The sequence below is a fragment of the Stutzerimonas marianensis genome, assembly GCF_022810315.1.
Lineage (GTDB): Bacteria > Pseudomonadota > Gammaproteobacteria > Pseudomonadales > Pseudomonadaceae > Stutzerimonas > Stutzerimonas marianensis.
This window is the reverse complement of the sequence record NZ_JALGRD010000005.1, coordinates 156,415-174,301: the sequence shown is the minus strand read 5'-3', so window position 1 is coordinate 174,301 and position 17,887 is coordinate 156,415. Positions and strand designations below refer to the sequence as shown.

The 17,887-nt window shown below is 65.8% G+C and carries 22 protein-coding genes; 12 read left to right on the top strand and 10 right to left on the bottom strand.

Going from position 1 to position 17,887, the window contains the following annotated elements; translation table 11 throughout:
• Nucleotides 1–170 precede the first annotated feature (170 nt).
• From MST27_RS10520 to MST27_RS10510, 3 genes are read right to left on the bottom strand one after another with little or no spacing between them, the layout of a single operon-like run.
• Entirely contained in the window at nucleotides 171–422 is a 252-nt protein-coding gene (locus MST27_RS10520) for a cytochrome C oxidase subunit IV family protein (RefSeq protein ID WP_243605921.1), read from the bottom strand.
• A 10-nt stretch (nucleotides 423–432) separates the two neighbouring features.
• Complete coding sequence (locus MST27_RS10515; RefSeq protein WP_243605920.1) at nucleotides 433–1,014, bottom strand: cytochrome c oxidase subunit 3; 582 nt, start codon at nucleotides 1,012–1,014, stop codon at nucleotides 433–435.
• Nucleotides 998–1,804 carry a CbbQ/NirQ/NorQ/GpvN family protein gene (locus MST27_RS10510; protein ID WP_243605919.1) on the bottom strand — a complete coding sequence of 269 codons (807 nt, stop codon included), beginning with the start codon at nucleotides 1,802–1,804 and terminating at the stop codon, nucleotides 998–1,000. The genes MST27_RS10515 and MST27_RS10510 overlap by 17 nt, the downstream gene beginning before the upstream one ends.
• 304 nt (nucleotides 1,805–2,108) lie before the next feature.
• On the opposite strand from MST27_RS10510, the gene MST27_RS10505 reads away from it, so the two are divergent.
• The 8 genes from MST27_RS10505 to ahbB (MST27_RS10470) are packed head-to-tail and all read left to right on the top strand — an operon-like array spanning nucleotide 2,109 to nucleotide 7,659.
• On the top strand, nucleotides 2,109–3,818 hold the full coding sequence (locus tag MST27_RS10505; RefSeq protein WP_243605918.1) for a nitrite reductase: 1,710 nt from the start codon (nucleotides 2,109–2,111) through the stop codon (nucleotides 3,816–3,818).
• 52 nt (nucleotides 3,819–3,870) lie between these two features.
• Nucleotides 3,871–4,185, top strand: coding sequence for a c-type cytochrome (locus MST27_RS10500; protein ID WP_243605917.1), 315 nt, complete (start codon nucleotides 3,871–3,873; stop codon nucleotides 4,183–4,185).
• Between the two features lie 14 nt (nucleotides 4,186–4,199).
• Nucleotides 4,200–4,541 (top strand): c-type cytochrome, encoded by a 342-nt coding sequence (locus tag MST27_RS10495; RefSeq protein ID WP_243605916.1) that lies wholly within the window; start codon nucleotides 4,200–4,202, stop codon nucleotides 4,539–4,541.
• Nucleotides 4,538–5,713, top strand: coding sequence for a cytochrome D1 domain-containing protein (locus MST27_RS10490; RefSeq protein WP_243605915.1), 1,176 nt, complete (start codon nucleotides 4,538–4,540; stop codon nucleotides 5,711–5,713). Before MST27_RS10495 ends, MST27_RS10490 begins: the two co-directional genes overlap by 4 nt.
• Nucleotide 5,714: 1 nt before the next feature.
• Nucleotides 5,715–6,173, top strand: coding sequence for an Lrp/AsnC family transcriptional regulator (locus tag MST27_RS10485; RefSeq protein ID WP_243605914.1), 459 nt, complete (start codon nucleotides 5,715–5,717; stop codon nucleotides 6,171–6,173).
• Nucleotides 6,170–6,685, top strand: coding sequence for a siroheme decarboxylase subunit beta (gene ahbB, locus MST27_RS10480; RefSeq protein WP_243605913.1), 516 nt, complete (start codon nucleotides 6,170–6,172; stop codon nucleotides 6,683–6,685). The genes MST27_RS10485 and ahbB (MST27_RS10480) overlap by 4 nt, the downstream gene beginning before the upstream one ends.
• Nucleotides 6,678–7,121: an Lrp/AsnC family transcriptional regulator gene (locus MST27_RS10475; RefSeq protein ID WP_243605912.1), complete on the top strand. Its 444-nt coding sequence runs from the start codon at nucleotides 6,678–6,680 to the stop codon at nucleotides 7,119–7,121. Before ahbB (MST27_RS10480) ends, MST27_RS10475 begins: the two co-directional genes overlap by 8 nt.
• Nucleotides 7,096–7,659: a siroheme decarboxylase subunit beta gene (gene ahbB, locus MST27_RS10470; protein ID WP_243605911.1), complete on the top strand. Its 564-nt coding sequence runs from the start codon at nucleotides 7,096–7,098 to the stop codon at nucleotides 7,657–7,659. The genes MST27_RS10475 and ahbB (MST27_RS10470) overlap by 26 nt, the downstream gene beginning before the upstream one ends.
• On the opposite strand, the gene MST27_RS10465 is transcribed toward ahbB (MST27_RS10470), so the two are convergent.
• Nucleotides 7,637–7,867: a hypothetical protein gene (locus tag MST27_RS10465; protein WP_243605910.1), complete on the bottom strand. Its 231-nt coding sequence runs from the start codon at nucleotides 7,865–7,867 to the stop codon at nucleotides 7,637–7,639. The genes ahbB (MST27_RS10470) and MST27_RS10465 overlap by 23 nt on opposite strands.
• 12 nt (nucleotides 7,868–7,879) lie before the next feature.
• The gene (locus MST27_RS10460; RefSeq protein ID WP_243605909.1) at nucleotides 7,880–8,128 is read right to left on the bottom strand and encodes a hypothetical protein; all 249 of its coding nucleotides are present in this window, start codon (nucleotides 8,126–8,128) and stop codon (nucleotides 7,880–7,882) included.
• Between the two features lie 301 nt (nucleotides 8,129–8,429).
• Here MST27_RS10460 and nirJ point away from each other — a divergent pair, with 301 nt between their 5' ends.
• The 4 genes from nirJ to MST27_RS10440 all read left to right on the top strand — a co-directional run bounded on the left by nirJ (nucleotide 8,430) and on the right by MST27_RS10440 (nucleotide 13,006).
• Nucleotides 8,430–9,611 (top strand): heme d1 biosynthesis radical SAM protein NirJ, encoded by a 1,182-nt coding sequence (nirJ, locus tag MST27_RS10455; RefSeq protein ID WP_243605908.1) that lies wholly within the window; start codon nucleotides 8,430–8,432, stop codon nucleotides 9,609–9,611.
• A 56-nt stretch (nucleotides 9,612–9,667) separates the two neighbouring features.
• Nucleotides 9,668–10,513: a uroporphyrinogen-III C-methyltransferase gene (cobA, locus tag MST27_RS10450; RefSeq protein ID WP_243605907.1), complete on the top strand. Its 846-nt coding sequence runs from the start codon at nucleotides 9,668–9,670 to the stop codon at nucleotides 10,511–10,513.
• Nucleotides 10,504–11,997 (top strand): nitrite reductase, encoded by a 1,494-nt coding sequence (locus MST27_RS10445; protein ID WP_243605906.1) that lies wholly within the window; start codon nucleotides 10,504–10,506, stop codon nucleotides 11,995–11,997. Before cobA ends, MST27_RS10445 begins: the two co-directional genes overlap by 10 nt.
• Nucleotides 11,998–12,145: 148 nt before the next feature.
• The gene (locus tag MST27_RS10440) at nucleotides 12,146–13,006 is read left to right on the top strand and encodes a LysR family transcriptional regulator (RefSeq protein ID WP_243605905.1); all 861 of its coding nucleotides are present in this window, start codon (nucleotides 12,146–12,148) and stop codon (nucleotides 13,004–13,006) included.
• A 15-nt stretch (nucleotides 13,007–13,021) separates the two neighbouring features.
• Here the strand turns inward: MST27_RS10440 and MST27_RS10435 are convergent, their stop codons facing one another.
• From MST27_RS10435 to MST27_RS10415, 5 genes are all read right to left on the bottom strand, one after another.
• A complete protein-coding gene (locus MST27_RS10435) occupies nucleotides 13,022–14,161 on the bottom strand; it encodes an HPP family protein (protein WP_243605904.1) in 1,140 nt (379 codons plus the stop codon).
• Between the two features lie 235 nt (nucleotides 14,162–14,396).
• Nucleotides 14,397–15,140, bottom strand: a complete 744-nt coding sequence (locus MST27_RS10430) for an SDR family NAD(P)-dependent oxidoreductase (protein ID WP_243605903.1) — start codon at nucleotides 15,138–15,140, stop codon at nucleotides 14,397–14,399.
• A gap of 99 nt (nucleotides 15,141–15,239) precedes the next feature.
• Entirely contained in the window at nucleotides 15,240–16,430 is a 1,191-nt protein-coding gene (locus tag MST27_RS10425) for an NnrS family protein (RefSeq protein ID WP_243605902.1), read from the bottom strand.
• Nucleotides 16,431–17,110: 680 nt separating this feature from the next.
• Nucleotides 17,111–17,284, bottom strand: a complete 174-nt coding sequence (gene tatA / locus MST27_RS10420) for a twin-arginine translocase TatA/TatE family subunit (RefSeq protein ID WP_420864237.1) — start codon at nucleotides 17,282–17,284, stop codon at nucleotides 17,111–17,113.
• A gap of 6 nt (nucleotides 17,285–17,290) precedes the next feature.
• Entirely contained in the window at nucleotides 17,291–17,866 is a 576-nt protein-coding gene (locus MST27_RS10415; RefSeq protein WP_243605900.1) for a nitrous oxide reductase accessory protein NosL, read from the bottom strand.
• Nucleotides 17,867–17,887 lie beyond the last annotated feature (21 nt).

Here is a 17,887-nt window from a genome sequence, read left to right as displayed (position 1 = left end):
AACCGTCGGAGCGAGCTTGCTCGCGCTCCGACGCTGGGTGGCGGGGACTCATGGGGGACAGACGTCCGGCAGCGCTCATGATGTCGAGCGGGTAAAACCGCCGCCGCTGATCGCCAGCAAGCTGGCTCCTACACAAAGCCGTGCGGTTCAGCAGGATAGCCGCAGCGCCTTCACAGGCTCATCACCAGCAGAATCCCGCCCGCCATCGCCACCGGCCAGCCGAGCAGCAGCAGGCGCCACATCACGGGTGCATGGCGCAGCTCCATGAACCCATCGGTGATCAGCCAGGCCTTGGCTGCCGCAACGGCGAGCACGGCGCCGGCGAGCAGCAAGGTCGAGCCGGCGCTGCCCAGCCGAACGGTGACGGTCGACAGCAACGCCAACGCCAGCCAGCAACCGATCAGCCTCTTGGAAGCGGACATCGCGACCTCATCAGTCGAGTAGGTAAACCAGCGGAAAGAGCAACACCCAGACCAGGTCCACCATGTGCCAGTAGAGCACCCCGGATTCAAGGCCGGCGCAGTCATCCGGTCGGTACTGGCCGCGATAGCTGCGCAGCGCCATCCAGCCGAGGATGACCATCCCTAGCAGCACGTGCAGGAAGTGGAAGCCGGTCAGGATCCAGTAAAGGGTGAAAAAGGTGTCGTGCTCCAACCCCAGCCCGAGCGAAGCCAGGTGCGCGTACTCGCCGAGCTTTAGCACCACGTAGAGGCAGGACGACCCCAGCGCCGCCATCAGCAGCAGCGCAGCACGCCGCCCCCAATCCGCACGCACTTGCTCGACTGCCAGTGCGGCCAACAACCCGGCCGTCAGCAGGCTGAGCGTCAGTGCCAGACCCGTCGAGCTGTCGAGTGCCTTGCGGCTTTCGCCGAACAGTTCCGGGTTGAGCGCCTGCGCCACGGCGAAGGCCAGGATCAGGATGGCGAAGACGGTCAGCTCGGCGAGGATGAAGAACCACATCGCCAGATCACCCGGCAGCCGCCTAACGGCTACGCCCTCAGGCGAAGTGGACATCGACCACGTCCATCAACGCCGCAACGGTTTGCGCATCGTCCGACAGGGGCTCGGCCAGACACGCCAGACAGGCCTCACGCGGGCGCATGCCGGAACCGATCATGCGCGCGGTGAAGATCAGCAGGCGGGTCGAGGCGACTTCCTCGAGATCGTGCTGTTCCAGTCGGCGCAGCGCCTGGCCGAGCTTGACCACCTGTGCCGCAAGCGGGGTCTCGACCCCGGCCTCGTTGGCGACGATGCGCACCTCCTCCTCGGCCGGCGGGTAGTCGAAACGCATGGCCACGAAGCGTTGCCGGGTACTCGGTTTCATGCCCTTGAGCAGGTTCTGATAGCCGGGGTTGTAGCTGACCACCAGCATGAAGCCCGGCGGCGCCTTGAGTGCCTCGCCGGTGCGCTCGATGAACAGCTCGCGGCGATCGTCGGCCAGCGGGTGCAGCACCACGGCGGTGTCCTGGCGAGCCTCGACCACCTCGTCCAGATAGCAGATGCCGCCCTCGCGCACCGCACGGGTCAGCGGGCCGTCCTGCCACCAGGTGCCCTCGGTGCCGATCAGGTGACGGCCGACCAGGTCAGCGGCGGAGAGGTCGTCATGGCAGGCCACGGTGTACAGCGGCAGGTTCAGCCGATGCGCCATGTGCTGCACGAAGCGGGTCTTGCCGCAGCCGGTCGGCCCCTTGATCAGCACCGGCATGCCATGTCGCCAGGCCTGCTCGAAGAGCGCCTCCTCGTTGCCCAGCGATTGATAGAACGGAGCATCGGCCGGGCCGAAGAAGGTCTCGGGCGTATTCATGGGCGATACCTCACTGCAGCGGTTGATAGATCGGATGCCGCCACGCTAGCCCTGCTCCAGCCACCCCCTCAAGCCGTTCGCCGGCGAAGCTTGATTACGATCAAGCCCAGCTGCAAATCGCACCCGCCGCCGGCCCGCCCGCGACACGGCGTCACGCCCCCGGCATGCCGAATCGACTCTTGATTGCCATCAAGCGCTCCGCCTGCGGCACGGCCATAGGATGCAACCGCACACAGCAAACATCAGGAACTGCCACACCGTTGCCATTAGCAGGAACCGCAGAACGCGGTCAGAGGAGAAAGGTATGAGCAAACACGTACTGGCAGGCGTACTCGCCGGCTTTTCACTGCTGGGCCTGGCCGTCGCCCAGGCAGCGGTGAACGCGGAGAACGCCAACGCCGCGCTCAAGGGCGAAGCGACCACCATCGACCCGGCCAGCGCCCAGGTCGTCCACACGCCCGGCGCCCCGGACCTGAGCGCCGCCGAATTCGAGCATGCCAAGGAGATCTATTTCCAGCGCTGCGCCGGCTGCCACGGTGTGCTTCGCAAGGGTGCCACCGGCAAGCCGCTGACCCCGGACATCACCCAGCAGCGCGGCCAGCAGTTCCTTGAGGCGCTGATCACCTATGGCTCCCCTGCCGGCATGCCGAACTGGGGCACGTCCAACGCGCTGACCAAGGATGAAATCACCCTGATGGCGAAATTCATCCAACACACCCCGCCGACACCGCCGGAGTGGGGCATGGCGCAGATGAAGGACACCTGGCACGTGCTGGTCAAGCCGGAAGACCGGCCGACCAGGCAGATGAACAAGCTGGACCTGCCGAACCTGTTCTCCGTCACCCTGCGTGACGACGGCAAGATCGCGCTGATCGACGGCAACACCAAGGAAATCGTCAAGACCATCGACACCGGCTACGCAGTGCACATCTCGCGCATGTCCGCGTCCGGTCGCTACCTGTTCGTGATCGGTCGCGACGCCAAGATTGACATGATCGACCTCTGGGCCAAGGAGCCGACCAAGGTCGCCGAGATCAAGGTCGGCATCGAGGCCCGCTCGGTGGAGACCTCGAAGTACAAGGGCTACGAGGACAAGTACGTGATCGCCGGCGACTACTGGCCGCCGCAGTACACCATCATGGACGGCGAGACCCTGGAGCCGCTGCAGATCGTCTCCACCCGTGGCATGACCGTCGGCACCCAGGAATACCACCCCGAGCCTCGCGTGGCGGCGATCATCGCGTCCCACGAACACCCGGAGTTCATCGTCAACGTCAAGGAAACCGGCAAGGTGATGCTGGTCAACTACGAGGACATCGACAACCTCTCCACCACCATCATCGGCACCGCCCCCTTCCTGCATGATGGCGGCTGGGACGTCAGCCACCGCTACTTCATGACGGCGGCGAACAACTCCAACAAGGTCGCGGTGATCGACTCCAAGGATCGCAAGCTCGCCGCCTTGGTGGACGTCGGCAAGATCCCGCATCCGGGCCGCGGCGCCAACTTCGTGCACCCCGAGTTCGGCCCGGTCTGGGCGACCAGCCACCTGGGCGACGAGACCATCTCGCTGATCGGCACCGACCCGGACAAGCACCCGGACCAGGCCTGGAAGGTGGTCGAAACGCTCAAGGGCCAGGGTGGCGGCTCGCTGTTCATCAAGACCCACCCGAAGTCCAACCACATGTACCTGGACACCACCTTCAACCCGGACGCCAAGATCAGCCAGTCGGCCGCGGTGTTCAGGATCGACGACCTCGGCGCCGGTTATACGGTGCTGCCCATCGCCGAATGGGCCGGTCTGACGGACGGTGCCAAGCGCGTCGTGCAACCGGAGTACAACGAAGCGGGAGACGAAGTCTGGTTCTCCGTCTGGAGCGGTCAGGACGAGCAATCAGCCATCGTCGTGGTCGATGACAAGACGCTAAAGCTGAAAAAGGTGATCAAGGACAAAAGATTGATTACCCCGACCGGTAAATTTAACGTCCATAACACTCAGCACGACGTGTACTGAGTTCAAACCGGGGGACGTCAAGAGCCCCCAATTAGCCTTGAGGAAGTTACTCATGAAGAAGTATCTAATCCCACTGCTTGCCCTGGGCGGCGCCGTGGTCCTGCAGCCCGCGGTGGCACAGGACGGCGAAACGTTGTTCAAGAGCAAGCCTTGCGCAGCCTGCCATGCCATCGATTCCAAGCTGGTCGGCCCGGCGTTCAAGGAAGTCGCGGCCAAGTACGCCGGCCAGGAAGGCGCCGCGGACACACTTGCTGGCCACATCAAGAACGGCAGCCAGGGCGTCTGGGGCCCGATCCCGATGCCGCCAAACCCCGTTACCGAGGAAGAAGCCAAGATTCTCGCTGAGTGGGTGCTCAGCCAGAAGTAATCTCGGAGGACGTCATGACCCTGTCCCGACACGCAGTAACAGGCTTGGGGCTGATCCTGATGTCCCTCCTCCCCGCTTCCGCTGCCCTGGCCGACGGCCCTACAGCCGAACGCCAGGCCCAGCTCGACAACCTGCTTCTGCAGGACTGCGGCTCCTGCCACGGCCTGCGAATGACCGGCGGCCTCGGCCCCGCGCTGACCCGCGAGGCGTTGGCCGGCAAACCCCGAAACAACCTGATCGCCACCGTGACGCACGGGCGGCCCGGCACCGCCATGCCCGGCTGGAAAGCGCTGCTCGACGAGCAGGACATCGCCTGGCTGGTCGACCGACTCCTGCAAGGATATCCAACGCCATGATCCGCCTCACCCTGCTGTTCGCGACCGTTACCCTGCTCACCGCCTGCGTGCAACAGCCGCTGCGCGGCAGCGGCGATCTCGGCGTGGTGGTGGAGCGCGCTACCGGCAGCCTGCAGCTCATCGAAACCAGCGGCCAGACGCGGCTGGCCCGCATCGAAGGCCTGGGCGATCTGTCCCACGCCTCGGTGGTCTTCTCCCGCGATCAGCGTTACGCCTACGTCTTCGGCCGCGACGGCGGGCTGACCAAGGTCGACCTGCTGCGTCAGCGCATCGACCGTCGCGTGGTCCAGGGCGGCAACAGCATTGGCGGCGCCATCAGCCAGGACGGCAAGCTGATCGCCGTCGGTAATTACGAGCCAGGTGGCGTGAAGGTCTTCGACGCCCAGACGCTGGAACTGGTAGCAGACATCCCTGCCACACCACTGGCCGACGGCAGCCGCAATTCCCGCGTGGTCGGCGTGATCGACGCCCCGGGCAGGCGCTTCATCTACAGCCTGTTCGACACAGACGAAACCTGGCTGCTGGATTTCAGCGAAGGCAACACGCCGAAGGTCACCCGCTTCGAGAATGTCGGCAAGCAACCCTACGACGCGCTGCTGACGCCGGAAGGTCGCTATTACATCGCCGGCCTGTTCGGCGAGGACGGCATGGCCAAGATCGACCTCTGGCACACCACGCGCGGCGTCGAGCGCATCCTCGACGGTTATGGCCGCGGCCGGGAAAGGCTGCCGGTCTATAAGATGCCGCATCTCGAGGGCTGGACCGTGGCGGGCGACCAGACCTTCGTTCCTGCCATCGGCCAGCACCGGGTCCTGGTGATGGACTCGACAGACTGGAAACAGACCGACGCCATCGACGTCGCTGGCCAACCGGTGTTCGTCATGGCGCGGCCGGACGCCCGGCAGATCTGGGTCAACTTCGCCCACCCGGACAACGGCAAGGTGCAGGTCATCGACAGCGAGACCCACGAAATCATCGCTACCCTCGAGCCCGGCCCCGCCGTGCTGCACATGGAGTTCACCGCCCGTGGCGACCAGCTCTGGCTGTCGGTGCGCGACGGCAACGAGCTGCAGGTCTGGGACCCCTACAGCCTTAAGCTGCTCAAGCGGCTGCCGGCCCAGAGCCCGAGCGGCATTTTCTTCAGCAGCCGCGCCCACGAGACAGGGCTGTGACATGCAGATCGACGCCCTCAGCCGCCGCCTGATCGACCGTTTCCAGCACGGCATGCCGCTGTGCGCCGAACCCTACCGCGCCATGGCCGAAGCGCTCGGCTGCAGCGAAGGTGAGGTACTGGCCTGTCTGCAATGCCTGGAGCACAACGGTGGTCTATCGCGCATCGGCCCGGTGTTCGAACACAGCCGCGCCGGCGCCAGCACCCTGGTCGCCCTCGCCGTCCCGGAGCGGCGCCTGGAAGCAGTCGCCGAACAGATCAACCGGCTGCCGGAGGTCAACCACAACTACCTGCGCGAACACACCTACAACCTCTGGTTCGTGCTCACCGGACCGGATCGCGCGCATATCGACGCGCTCTTGCGGACGATCGCAGCGCAAACCGGCCTGAAACCCCTCGATCTTCCGATGCGGGCGGCTTACCGCATCGACCTTGGCTTTCCCATCGGAGAGGCGTCATGACCCTCTTGCTCGACGACACCCAGTGCCTGCAACTACGGCGCCTGCTCGAAGCCGGGCTGCCGCTCGCCACACGACCCTATCAGCTGCTGGCCGAGCGCGTCGGCGCCACCGAGGACGCGGTGATCGAGCAGGTCCGGCACTGGAGCGAGAGCGGGCTGTTTCGCCGCGTCGGCCTGGTGCTCAAGCACCGCGCCATGGGCTTTCGCGCCAACGCCATGCTGGTGATGGATATTCCCGATGATCGCGTCGATGAGGTCGGTCGCGCACTCGGCCAGGCCCGCGGCGTCAACCTCTGCTACCAGCGGCCGCGCCGCCTGCCCGACTGGCCCTACAACCTCTTCTGCATGGTCCATGGCCGCGAGCGCGAGCAGGTCACCGCGCTGATCGAGGCGCTGCTGGCCGAGCACGGGCTGAGCGAAGTGCCCCATAAATTGCTGTTCAGCACCCGTGCGTTCAAGCAGTGCGGTGGCCGCTACGCACCGCCCGCCGCGCTGGAGTCCGCCCGTGGATGAGTTCGACCGCCGCCTGATCAATCGCCTGCAGCACGGCATGCCGCTGGTTCGCCATCCCTGGCAGGCCCTGGCCGATGAACTGGACGCGGAGCCCTCGGCCCTGCGTGAACGGGTCCAGGCCCTGCTCGACGACGGCACACTCACCCGTTTCGGCCCGATGTTCGACATCGAGCGACTCGGCGGTGCGTTCACCCTCGCCGCGCTCTCGGTGCCCGAGGCGCGCTTCGACGCCGTCGCCAATCAGCTCGCGGCCATGCCGGAGGTCGCCCACAACTACCGCCGCGCACACGCCTGGAACATGTGGTTCGTGCTCGGTTGCGCAACGCCGCAGGGCATCGCCGAAACCATCGCCCGGATCGAAGCCGAAACGGGCTTGCCGGTACTCAACCTGCCGAAGGAGGCGACCTACCATGTCGGCCTGCACTTTTCCGTCTGAGGCGGGCGGCCCGTCCAACCCCGGCACCGCCATCCTGGAGAGGCGCCTGGTCGCGCTGACCGAAGCCGGCTTACCGCTGGTCGAAGACCCCTGGGCCTGGCTGGCCGAACGGCTAGACATCAGCGTTGACGCCACGCTCGGCCTCTTGCAGCGACTGCAGGCCGAAGGCGCCATTCGCCGGATCGCCGCGGTGCCCAATCACTATCGCCTGGGCTATCGGCACAACGGCATGACCGTCTGGGACGTGGACGATGCGCAACTCGACCGCCTCGGCCCGCTGATCGGCTCGCAAGCGTTCGTCAGCCATTGCTACCGCCGCCCCCGCCGGCCGGCATGGGATTACAACCTGTTCGCCATGGTCCATGGCCGCAGCGCCGGCGAGATCGACGCCTACCGCGCCGAGATCCGGCGCCTGCTCGGCGACGCCTGCCGCCACGACGACATGCTCGTCAGTAGCCGCATTCTGAAAAAAACCGGATTGCGTGTGGGCGCAGGCGCATCACGGGCGCCTGCGGCTAGAACCGCCACTCGGGCTTGAACAGGCCGAGCAGGAAAAACAGCGTGGAGAACACCCAGGCGACCAGCGCGTACAGACGGATCTGCTCGGCGGTCCAGACCCAGGCGAACCAATCGATGATGAAGAAGCTCTTCCAACCTTCCAGCCACTGTGCGCCGCCCCAGCTGATCACCCATTTCCAGAACAGGCTGCTGACCAGGTAAAGCAGAATGAACTCGATGAGCCCCATGATCGAAGCCCCCTAGCCGAGCGACACCCGCACCAGCCCGATCACGATCATCACGTAGGCAAAGAGCACCAGATGATTCAGGCGGTTGGGCGGCAACCGATACACCTCGCCTTTGCTCTTGAGATAGATATCGCCCGTCAGCGCGATGATCAGCGCGGCGGGCATGCAGCCCAGCACCAGCAGAAAAATGAACCAGCGCCGTCGGAAGAACGGCACCTCGGCATAGTCGATGTCGACCTTGACCGCTTCTGATCCTTCCATCTTCAAATCCTTTTGCATGCAGGTTGTTCGAGCTGGGCCTCCCGCCCGTACATCGCCAATGGAAGCGGTGCGTTCGCGACATTATCGAGACCGCTCGCGCGCGTCTATCGCAGCGGTCGATCCTCCCCGCGGAATGTGACGACGATCAGATCGAGCGCAGCGCCGAACGCGGATGAATGACCGCACCCTGACCAGGGCTTTTTATTGTTTCCGGTCAAGGATGGGCTGCCCTGGCTCGGAGATGCTGCGCCCAACGAACCCCGCCGCACGGCGTGACAGGGCCCGCTCCGAGGAGACGCTCATGTTGAGAATCAGCCATTACCTGCGCGCGCTCGCTCGACCGGCCCTGCCGGTACTCGGCGCGCGCAGCACCGGCGCAGCCCGCCCGCCCGTGGTGATCTGGAACCTGCTGCGCCGCTGCAACCTCACCTGCAAGCACTGCTATGCCACCTCGGCCGACAGCGCCTTCCGCGATGAACTGGACACAGCTGAAGCGCTCAGGGTCATCGACGACCTGCACGACGCCGGGGTGCGCGTGCTCATCCTGTCCGGCGGCGAACCACTGCTGCGCGACGACATCTTCGAGCTGTCCGAGTACGCGCGCCAACTGGGCTTCTTCGTCGCCCTGTCGACCAACGGCACGCTGATTGACGAGCGCAACATCGAGCGGATCGCCGCCGCACATTACGACTACGTCGGTATCAGCATCGACGGTCTGGAAGCGGTGCATGACGACTGGCGCCAGCTCAAGGGCAGTTTTGCGGCCTCCATGCGTGCCATCGACCTGTGCCGCCAGCACGACATCCGCGTCGGCCTGCGCACCACCCTGACGCAGTACAACTACCCGCAGCTGCCGGCCCTGCTGGCGCTGATGCGCGAACACGACGTGCAGAAGTTCTACCTCTCGCACCTCAACTACAGCGGCCGCGGCAAGCGCAGCCGCAAGGCCGACGCTCACCACCAGATGACCCGCGAGGCCATGCACCAGCTGTTCGAGCAGGCCTGGAACGACGTGCAGCATGGCCGCGAGACCGATTTCGTCAGCGGCAACAACGACGCCGACGCGATCCTGCTACTGCAATGGGTCGAGCAGTGCCTGCCCGAGCATCGCGATCGCCTGGAGCGGATGCTGCGCGCCTGGGGCGGCAATGCGTCGGGCAGCGGCATCGCCAACATCGACAACATCGGCGACGTGCACCCGGATACCTACTGGTGGCAGCACACCGTCGGCAACGTGCGCCGGCAAACCTTCCGCGAGTTGTGGCTGGACAAGCCCGAGCCACTTCTGGTCGGCCTTCGCCAGCACCCGCGCGCCGTCGGCGGACGCTGTGGCGAGTGCCGCTGGCTGTCGATCTGCAACGGCAACACCCGAACCCGCGCCTGGGCCGAAGGCAACCTCTGGGCCGAGGACCCAGGCTGCTACCTCAGCGACGAGGAGATAGGCCTGCCGGCGCCCCAGCGCATCCCCAGCATCGCCCTTTGATATCGAGAGCGGTTCCGAGGCCGCCCCCCAGCCCGATGAAACCTTCAGGAGTTCGCATGGACCAGCCACTCACCCTCCCCGCTTCGCTCGGTGCGACCCTGGCCCCGGGCGAAGTCGCGCTCGTCGGCGCCGGCCCCGGCGACCCCGGCCTGCTCACGCTGCGCGCGTGGAGCCTGCTGCAACAGGCTGATGCCGTGGTCCATGACCGCCTCGTCAGCGACAGCCTGATGCAGCTGCTGCCGGCCGCTTGCGCACGTCATTACGTCGGCAAGACCAGTGGCTGCCACAGCCTGCCGCAGCCGCAGATCAACCAGCTGCTGGTCGACCTCGCCAAGCAAGGCCTGCGTGTGGTGCGGCTCAAGGGCGGCGATCCCTTCATCTTCGGGCGCGGCGCCGAAGAGCTCGAATACCTGCTTGCCCATGGCATCAACGGCCAGGTGGTGCCGGGTATCACGGCGGCCGCCGGTTGCAGCGCCTACGCCGGGATCCCCCTGACGCACCGCGACCTGGCGCATTCGTGCCAGTTCATCACCGGTCATCTGCAGGCGGACGGCGCGCTGCAATTGCCCTGGCCGAGCCTGGTCGAAGGCAAACAGACGCTGGTCTTCTACATGGGCCTGGCCAGCCTCGGCGAGATCTCGCGCAATCTGATTGCCGCCGGCCTGCCGGTCGATACCCCTGCCGCGCTGATCGGCAGCGGCACCCGGCCAGACCAGCAGGTCGTGCGCTGCACGCTCAAGCAACTGCCGAGCATGGCTCAGGCCCATCAACTGACGCCGCCGACACTGACGGTCATCGGCCAGGTCGTCGGTCTGTTCGCCGGACAACCGGTGCAATACCCGGCGCGGATAACCGCCACGGCGGCTCGGCAACCCTCGACGGTGGAGGCTCCATGCGACTAGCGCCCCTTCTTCTGCTGACCCTGTGCGGCGCCGTCCAGGCCGCGGATAGCGTGATCGATCTGGACGCCGCCGGCCGCCTCTACGAGCAGCACTGCCAGAGCTGCCACGGCGTCAACCGCCTGGGCGGTGCAGGGCCGGCACTCCTGCCGGAAAGCCTCAGTCGCCTCAAGCCGGACGAAGCGCGCAAGGTGATCCGCGAGGGCCGCCCCGCCAGCCAGATGGCGGCCTTCGGTGATCGCCTCTCCGCCGTGCAGATCGACGGGCTGGTCAGCTATCTGTACCAACCCGCCGCAGCCCCGCCGACCTGGAGCGACGCCGACATTCGCGCCAGCCACCGCATTCTCAATGACGTCGCCAGGCTGCCGAGCACGCCGCAGCACGGCGCCGACCCGCTGAACCTCTTCGTCGTGGTCGAAGCCGGCAATCATCACCTGCGCGTGCTGGACGGCGATCGTTTCGAGGAGCTGGCCAACTTCCAGTCGCACTTCGCCCTGCACGGCGGGCCGAAGTTCTCGCCGGATGGCCGCTTCGTCTACTTCGCCTCCCGCGATGGCTGGATCAGCGTCTACGACCTGCACAACCTGAGCATGATCGCCGAGGTGCGCGCCGGGCTGAACACGCGCAACCTGGCCGTCAGCAACGACGGTCGCTGGGTGCTGGTGGGCAACTACCTGCCGGGCAACCTGGTACTGCTCGACGCCCGCGACCTGTCGCTGGTCAAGCACATCCCGGCGGTCGGCCAGGACGGCACGCCGTCCCGTGTGAGCGCGGTCTATACGGCGCCGCCGCGCGACAGTTTCGTGGTCGCGCTGAAGGACGTGAAGGAAGCCTGGGAACTCTCCTATGCCGGCGAGCCGGACTTCCAGCCACGACGCATCGAGGCCGTCGACTTTCTCGACGACTTCTCCTTCACCCCGGACTATCGCTACCTGCTCGCCACTTCGCGCAAGGCGCTGGGCGGTCAGGTGATCGACCTGGACACGGGCGCCACGGTCACCGACATTCCGCTGCCGGGCATGCCGCACCTGGGCTCGGGCATCTACTGGAAGCGCGACGGCAAGTGGGTATTCGCCACGCCGAACGTGAGCAAGGGTCTGATCTCGGTGCTGGATCTGGAAACCTGGAAGCTGATCAAGGAGATCCCCACCGAGGGGCCGGGCTTCTTCATGCGCAGCCAGGAAAACTCGCCCTACGCCTGGACCGACGTGTTCTTCGGGCCGAACAACGACGTCGTGCACCTGATCGACAAGCAGACCCTGGACGTCGCCCACACGCTCAGGCCCATGCCCGGCAAGAACGCCGCTCACGTCGAGTTCACCCATGACGGCCGTTACGCGCTGCTGAGCGTCTGGGACACCGAAGGTGCGCTGATCATCTACGACGCCAACACGCTGGAGGAGATCAAGCGCATCCCGATGAACAAGCCCTCGGGCAAGTACAACGTCGGCAACAAGATCGAGTTCGCCGAAGGGACATCGCATTAAGGCCAACACGACAGACGCGGCTGGAGGCCGGACGAATCGCGCCGGCATGCAGCTCGACACTTGGTCCCGCCTGCACTCAGCGCCTACCGACTTTCGTCTTTGATTCCAACCTGCTTTCATATCACGCTTCTTGATATGAGAGTCGCCCATGGACATCGATCTCGCCCGCACCTTTCTCGAGATCATTCGCAGCGGCAGCTTCATCGCCACCGCCGAGCGCCTGCACATCACCCAGACCGCCGTCACCGCGCGCGTCCGTAGCCTGGAGACCCAGCTGGGTTGCCGGCTGTTCGTGCGCAACCGTGCCGGTGCACGGCTGACCAGCGATGGCGAGCGTTTCGTCGCCTACGCCAACCAGCTCGTGCAAACCTGGGAAGCCGCCCGGCGCGACCTGCCGCTGCCTCGCGGTTACGACAAGCTGCTCTCGCTGGGCGCCGAGGTCAGCCTGTGCAACCCGCTGATGCTGGCCTGGGTCAGACGCTTGCGGCAGGCCCTGCCTGATCATGCCTTGCGCAGCGAAGTGGCCAGCGGTGGCGAGCTGCAGCACAAGCTGGATCTGGGCGTGCTCGACGCCGCGCTGGTGCATCAGCCCGAATACCTGCCGGGGCTGCAGGTGGTGCAGCTGCTCGAGGAAAAGCTTATCCAGGTGGCCCACGCCCGGACCCCCGAGCCGTACCTCTATGTCGATTGGGGCGCGGCGTTTCGCAGCCAGCACGACCTGGCCCTGCCCGAGCATATCCGCGCCGCACTGTCCTTCAGCCTCGGCCCGCTGGCGCTGCAATATCTGGTGCAGCATGGCGGGCGAGGCTACTTCCGCACGCGCGTGGTGCAACGTTACCTCGACGAAGGCGTGCTCAAGCGGGTCGAGCAGGCGCCGGAGTTCAGTTACCCGGTTTATCTCGTCTACCCGCGAGCCGCCGAATCGCCGGCGCTCACGCAGGCCATCGCGCTGCTGCGCGAAGTGGCGGAAGAGGAATGCGACTGGTCACGCTGGAACTACGAGATTTAGCCCGGCCGGGCGCCCTCAGTCGGGTAGATGCTTGAGCCAGTTCCGATACAGGGCGGCAATGAGATCGGTCTGGGTGATCATGCCTACCAGCCGCTGCTGGGCATCGACCACGGGCAAGCAGTGCAATCCGCGATCAGACAGCAGGAACACCAGGTCCACCATGTGAGTATCGGTACTCACCGTGACCACCGGTGACGACATGATCGCGCGCAAGCGGGTGCCGCCACCTTGTTTCAGCTGCCCCAGACGGATGCGCGCGGGCGTGGAGCGCAGGTGCTTGAGCAGGTCGACCAGCGTGACGATCCCGATCAGTTTGCGGCTACCGGCCTCCACCACCGGCAGCGAATGCAGGCGGTGTTCGCGCAGGCTTTTCCAAGCCGTCTGGGCACTGCATGCCGGCGTCGCCCAATACAGGTCACGGGACATGATGTCGGCCGCGGTGACTTCGCCCATGCTGCGGCGCAGGGCGTGCTTCTCGGTCTGCTTGATCAACTGAGCAAGATCGTCACGGGTTACGTCCACGTATTCGCCGAAGTCGGCGAGCGCACGGGCCACATCGTCCTCGCTGAAGCTCAGGCGCTCGCTGGGTAGCCTGTCGCGGGTGTGGTGGCTATTCGCACGAGTCCCGCGCGGCTTCGGATAGCTGTGCCCGGTCAGGTTGTTGTAGACCAGCGCGACCACGACCAGCAGTGCGGAATTGAACGCCACCGGATAGAGCAGCCCGAAGCCCAACGCATGGATCTGCGCGCTGCCAACCACTGCCACCAGCGCCAGCGCCGCCCCCGGTGGGTGCAGACAGCGCGCGCCCAGCAGGCAGACGATCACCAGCGCGCCGGCCGTACCGGCGGCCAGCATCACTGGCAGACCGCTGGCGCCGAGCGATACACCGATCAGGGTCGCGAGCAGATTGCCCGCCAACACCGACCAGGGCTGGGCGAAGGGGCTCGAGGGCGCGGCGAACACCAGCACGGCCGAGGCCGCGGCGGGCGCGGCGAGGGGCAAGGTGAGCGAAGTGCCGAAGATCCAGGCACAGCTTGGCAGCACCAGCAACATGGCGAGCGCGACGCCCAGCGCCACGCGCAACCATTCAACCGGCCGCGCCGACAGCGGCGCAGGCACGAAGGATCGGCACCAATCGAATAGGCGTTCTTGCATGAGTCCTGCTTTGCGGGCTTCGAGTGTTGTGCGGGCGCCGGGCCACGCGACAAGGTGATAGACCGAAAAACGCGCCAAAATGTCGCGTCGCTCGAAAAATTCGCACATTGTCGGTGCGCATTCGAAGTCCGGCTAATGAATCTTGTTGCTGCTTTACAGCAACAATTCTGATTCGAAGAGAGCAATGCGCAGGTTTCGCTTCGGCCACCGCCGGGGCCGCTTGCGGCGAGGTCGATCAGGTAATGGTGTAGCCGTTGTCGACCACCCAGTCCTGGCCGAACACGCCACGAGCGCCCTGCGACAACTGAAAGAGAATCACATTGGCCACTGCCGACGCCTCGAGGAAGCGGCCCGGCAACAGGCGTTGACTGACCGATTCGGCGACCTGCTCAAGCTGCTCGTCCTCGAGCCCCAGCGTGCCCCAGATGGAGGTCGCCGTCGGGCCGGGCGAGACCATGTTGATGCGCACTTCCAGGGGCGCGAACTCCACCGCCAGCGTCCGGGCCTGGGCGACCAGTGCCGCCTTGCTGGCAATGTAGGCGGCAAGTCCGGGAAAGCTGGTGCGCGTCAGGAAGGTGCCGATGAACACCACCGAAGCCGGCTTGGCCAGCTCGCCACGCAGGGCCGCCACCGTATTCAGTGCGCCAGCACCGTTGATCGCCCACTGGCGGCCGAAACAGGCCATGTCCAGGCTGTCGCCCAGCTCGGCGATGCCGGCGTTCGGCACCAGGTAGTCCACCGGGCCAAGCAGCGTGGCGCGGCGGCTCAAGGTCTGCAGATCGTCTGCCGAGGTCACGTCGCCGGCCAGCCATTGAAGCTTGTCCGAATAGGTTTCCAGCAGGGCGCCCAGGTCGCCGAGGGTGCGGGACATTGCCAGTACCCGTGCGCCACGCTGCAGGAGTGCCGAACACAGCGCCAGGCCGATCCCGGAGCTGGCGCCCGTGATTACCGCGAGACGGTCCGCGAATTCGTTCTTCATCATCATCTCCGTTGCCGGCGTTTGCGCGGCCGCAAGCTGCCCGTCCCGAACGGGCAGGCAGGTTAATGAACAGGTGGAACGGCGATACAGGGGTGTCGATCAGCCAGGATGGCCGTCAACGCGCGGCGCGAGCAGCATGGGTGCGTAGCGCCAGGCATACAGGGCGAAGGCCAGCGCCCAGCAGACCGCGGCCAGCCACAGCCCCGCTATCGGCCAGACGGTGGACAGGAACACGCGTGCGACGGCGCCCAGGTTGAACAGCACGAAGGCCCCGGCGATGCCCGGCGGCAACTGCAACGGCCGCCCGGTATGGCCCAGGGTCACGCGCGCGATCATCGCCAGGATCAGGCCGCTCATCGAGCCGACCGACAGCGCGTGCAGCGAGGGACTGGAGGCGGCCAACACACCGAAGTGCCAAAGCGCGAGGCCCAGCGCCGCCACCACCAGCCAGAGCATGGCCAGATGCAGCGACCAGAGCAGCGGGACTCGCCATATGCCGGAGTCGTACCAGCGCACCAGGCGCAGCAGGTGGCCAGCCGCAATGGCGAGGAAAAGCACCCCGAGCAGTTGATTCGCCATCAGCGCAACGCCGGCCGCGTAAAGGACGGCGGTCAGCCCGGTGCCGACGAGCAAGGCGACATCCAGCCAGACCCAGGGCTTGACCGCCTCGGTGCGACCCAGCCCACGCTGGGTGAAGAACGGGATCACCCGGCCGCCGATCAGGGCCATCAGTGCCGCCACCAGCCACAGCCCGGCCAGCACGCCCTGGCGCTGCAGGCCATCGTCACCCGCCGCGACGCCCCAGAGCACCTGCAGATTGGCCGTCGTCATCAATGCCAGCACGACGATGACCGGATAATTGCGCTTCTGCCGGACCACCCAGAGCATGCGCCCCATCAACCAGGCGACGCCGAACATGAACAGCAGCTCCGCGACGATCAACATGGCGATCGGTGCACCCAGCAGCCACCCCAGACGCGCCAGCAACCAGACACCCGCCAGCGCCGCCAAGCGGTTGCCGGAGACGCCCGGCTGGCCGGTCCAGGTCTGCCCTGCAGTCAACAGAAAGCCGGCCACGATGGCCATGGCGAAACCGAACAGCATTTCGTGACGGTGCCAGGCCAGCCAGCCCCCGGTTGGCTGAAAGCCCGGCCAAAGGCCGGTCCACGCGGCGACCCAGAGCGGGACTGCCAGGAGCGCGAAAAGGCTGCCGGCCAGGAAGAACGGGCGAAACGCGAGGCGCCAGATGGGCGGGATACTGAGGGCTTTTCGCCGATCGATGACTTGCACGAGGCCTCCTGACACTTCTACTGCGACGGCCCGCCACATGCCGGGACCCGAAACCGCGGCTCCGAGGGATTTCGTGAGCCAGGACTCCTTTCTACAGGCTAGGCGGTCGTTCCAGACTTGATTGCGATCAGGTTTACACGCCGAGCAGGCGCAGGCGACGACTGGTTAGGAGCCGCCCATCGCGGCACTGCATGAGCCGCACTGGGGGAGCGCCACGGAGTCAAGGTCGCCCCTGTAGGAGCCAGCTTGCTGGCGATCCCGTGACCGTGCGCCTGATCCGCCATCCACCAGATCGCGAGCAAGCTCGCTCCTACAGCAGCGCCCGATGCCCGCGAATGAACGGCAGCAACACTCGCCCCCGTAGGAGCCAGCCTGCTGGCGATCCCGTAACCGTGCGCCTGGTCCACCAAGCACCAGATCGCGAGCAAGCTCGCTCCTACAGCAGCGCCCGATGCCCGCGAATGAACGGCAGCAACACTCGCCCCCGTAGGAGCCAGCCTGCTGGCGATCCCGTAACCGTGCGCCTGGTCCACCAAGCACCAGATCGCGAGCAAGCTCGCTCCTACAGCAGCGCCCGATGCCCGCGAATGGACGGCAGCAACACCTCAAAAGCCGTAGGAGCCGCTTGCCGGCGACGGGCGCTTCAGGCTGCCGTGGTTGGGTCGGTTCAGCCGAGCGCCTTATTTAAGCTCCTGCTTGACCGGCTCGGTCTTCTCGCCGTCGTTCATCGACTTGCGAAAGCCACTGATCGCCCCGCCCAGATCCGACCCCAGCCCGCGCAGGCGCTTGGTGCCGAAGAGCATGACCACGATCAGCAGGATGATCAGGAGTTGCCAGATACTGATGCCCATCATCGTTCGTTACCTCGTCGTGTGTAGGCCGGCGGTCGACTGGCCGGCGTGCGCCTGGTGCTGGCCGTGCATGTCATGCATGCCTTGTGTCTGTTGCAGCACCGATTGGTCGATTTCATCGAAACGCAGCACCCGGCCGCCGTGCAGGGCCGCCAGCGCCTTGGCTGCCGACTCGTCGGCGAAACTGGCGAGCACCGCACCCATTGCCCCCTTGAGGTCGGTGCCGGCGACATAGTAGGCGGTGGTCGCGTCGATCAGGTAGTGGTCGTCCGGTTGTTCCCAGATGCTGCGCCCCATATCGTGAACGTAGAGTTTGCCGTCGCCCACGCGATTCTCCGGTTGCAGCCACCAACCGAGAAGTTCGGCAGTGGAACAGAACTTCTTGACCCCGCCCTTTCCTACCGCCTGGCCTTTCGGGCCGGGGAAGTCGGTGATCGCCATGCCACAGACATGACATTCGTCGCTGGCATGGAAGGCCACGGGTTCCAGCCGTCTTTCAGGTGGTTCGCCGTCGTTACAGCCAGCCAGCCCCACCAGCAGCAGCGCGATAAGGGATCGCGAAGCCCGAAGATATAACGCATTCATCATGACAGTTCCTTTAACGAG

What these genes read in the sequence shown, in the direction of transcription:
- MST27_RS10520 (WP_243605921.1), bottom strand. Translation starts at nt 422, where the DNA reads ATGTCCGCTTCCAAGAGGCTGATCGGTTGCTGGCTGGCGTTGGCGTTG.
- MST27_RS10515 (WP_243605920.1), bottom strand. Translation starts at nt 1,014, where the DNA reads ATGTCCACTTCGCCTGAGGGCGTAGCCGTTAGGCGGCTGCCGGGTGAT.
- MST27_RS10510 (WP_243605919.1), bottom strand. Translation starts at nt 1,804, where the DNA reads ATGAATACGCCCGAGACCTTCTTCGGCCCGGCCGATGCTCCGTTCTAT.
- MST27_RS10505 (WP_243605918.1), top strand. Translation starts at nt 2,109, where the DNA reads ATGAGCAAACACGTACTGGCAGGCGTACTCGCCGGCTTTTCACTGCTG.
- MST27_RS10500 (WP_243605917.1), top strand. Translation starts at nt 3,871, where the DNA reads ATGAAGAAGTATCTAATCCCACTGCTTGCCCTGGGCGGCGCCGTGGTC.
- MST27_RS10495 (WP_243605916.1), top strand. Translation starts at nt 4,200, where the DNA reads ATGACCCTGTCCCGACACGCAGTAACAGGCTTGGGGCTGATCCTGATG.
- MST27_RS10490 (WP_243605915.1), top strand. Translation starts at nt 4,538, where the DNA reads ATGATCCGCCTCACCCTGCTGTTCGCGACCGTTACCCTGCTCACCGCC.
- MST27_RS10485 (WP_243605914.1), top strand. Translation starts at nt 5,715, where the DNA reads ATGCAGATCGACGCCCTCAGCCGCCGCCTGATCGACCGTTTCCAGCAC.
- ahbB (WP_243605913.1), top strand. Translation starts at nt 6,170, where the DNA reads ATGACCCTCTTGCTCGACGACACCCAGTGCCTGCAACTACGGCGCCTG.
- ahbB (WP_243605911.1), top strand. Translation starts at nt 7,096, where the DNA reads ATGTCGGCCTGCACTTTTCCGTCTGAGGCGGGCGGCCCGTCCAACCCC.
- MST27_RS10465 (WP_243605910.1), bottom strand. Translation starts at nt 7,867, where the DNA reads ATGGGGCTCATCGAGTTCATTCTGCTTTACCTGGTCAGCAGCCTGTTC.
- MST27_RS10460 (WP_243605909.1), bottom strand. Translation starts at nt 8,128, where the DNA reads ATGGAAGGATCAGAAGCGGTCAAGGTCGACATCGACTATGCCGAGGTG.
- nirJ (WP_243605908.1), top strand. Translation starts at nt 8,430, where the DNA reads ATGTTGAGAATCAGCCATTACCTGCGCGCGCTCGCTCGACCGGCCCTG.
- cobA (WP_243605907.1), top strand. Translation starts at nt 9,668, where the DNA reads ATGGACCAGCCACTCACCCTCCCCGCTTCGCTCGGTGCGACCCTGGCC.
- MST27_RS10445 (WP_243605906.1), top strand. Translation starts at nt 10,504, where the DNA reads ATGCGACTAGCGCCCCTTCTTCTGCTGACCCTGTGCGGCGCCGTCCAG.
- MST27_RS10440 (WP_243605905.1), top strand. Translation starts at nt 12,146, where the DNA reads ATGGACATCGATCTCGCCCGCACCTTTCTCGAGATCATTCGCAGCGGC.
- MST27_RS10435 (WP_243605904.1), bottom strand. Translation starts at nt 14,161, where the DNA reads ATGCAAGAACGCCTATTCGATTGGTGCCGATCCTTCGTGCCTGCGCCG.
- MST27_RS10430 (WP_243605903.1), bottom strand. Translation starts at nt 15,140, where the DNA reads ATGAAGAACGAATTCGCGGACCGTCTCGCGGTAATCACGGGCGCCAGC.
- tatA (WP_420864237.1), bottom strand. Translation starts at nt 17,284, where the DNA reads ATGATGGGCATCAGTATCTGGCAACTCCTGATCATCCTGCTGATCGTG.
- MST27_RS10415 (WP_243605900.1), bottom strand. Translation starts at nt 17,866, where the DNA reads ATGAATGCGTTATATCTTCGGGCTTCGCGATCCCTTATCGCGCTGCTG.